Genomic DNA, 755 nt, shown 5'->3' with positions numbered 1-755 from the left:
CTGATCCGCTTTCCGACCGTCAATCCGCCAGGCGAGGCCTATCGGCCATGCGCCGAGTATCTTGGCGCGCGCCTCAAGAAGCTCGGCTTTGAAACCGAGTTCATTCGCGCCGAGGGCGCGCCCGGCGATACCGACCGCTACCCGCGCGTCAATGTCGTCGCCCGTTTCGATGGCCGCGCGCCGGGCGCTTGCGTCCACTTCAACTCGCACATCGATGTCGTCGAGGCCGGCGACGGCTGGACCGTCGATCCTTTTGCGGGAGTGGTGAAGGGCGGCCGGGTCTATGGCCGCGGTGCTTGCGACATGAAGGGCGGGCTCGCCGCTTCGGTCATCGCCGCGGAAGCTTTCATGCAGGTCTATCCCGAATTTCCCGGCGCCATCGAGATATCGGGCACGGTCGACGAGGAGTCCGGCGGCTTCGGCGGCGTCGCGCATCTGGCGAAGCTGGGCTACTTCTCCAGGCCGAAGGTCGACCACGTCATCATTCCCGAGCCGCTGAACAAGGACCGGATCTGCCTTGGTCATCGCGGCGTCTGGTGGGCCGAGATCGAGACCAAGGGCGAGATCGCGCATGGCTCGATGCCTTTCCTTGGCGACAACGCCGTGCGCCATATGGGCGCCGTGCTGCAGGCCTTCGAGGACGAGCTTTTCCCGGCGCTCGACCGCAAGATGACGCGCATGCCGGTGGTGCCCGAGGGCGCCCGGCGCTCGACCATGAACATCAACTCCATCCATGGCGGCCAGACCGAGGATTT

The 755-nt window shown here is 65.8% G+C and carries 1 protein-coding gene; it reads left to right on the top strand.

Annotated features, from left to right (window positions below):
- Positions 1-755, top strand: a 755-nt coding sequence (locus tag EOA29_RS38680; RefSeq protein ID WP_127222530.1) for an acetylornithine deacetylase/succinyl-diaminopimelate desuccinylase family protein, incomplete at both ends; no start/stop codon positions are given.

This window comes from Mesorhizobium sp. M1E.F.Ca.ET.063.01.1.1 (assembly GCF_003998155.1).
GTDB lineage: Bacteria > Pseudomonadota > Alphaproteobacteria > Rhizobiales > Rhizobiaceae > Mesorhizobium.
The sequence above is the reverse complement of the archived record's forward strand: the minus strand, read 5'-3'. Positions and strand labels throughout refer to the sequence as shown.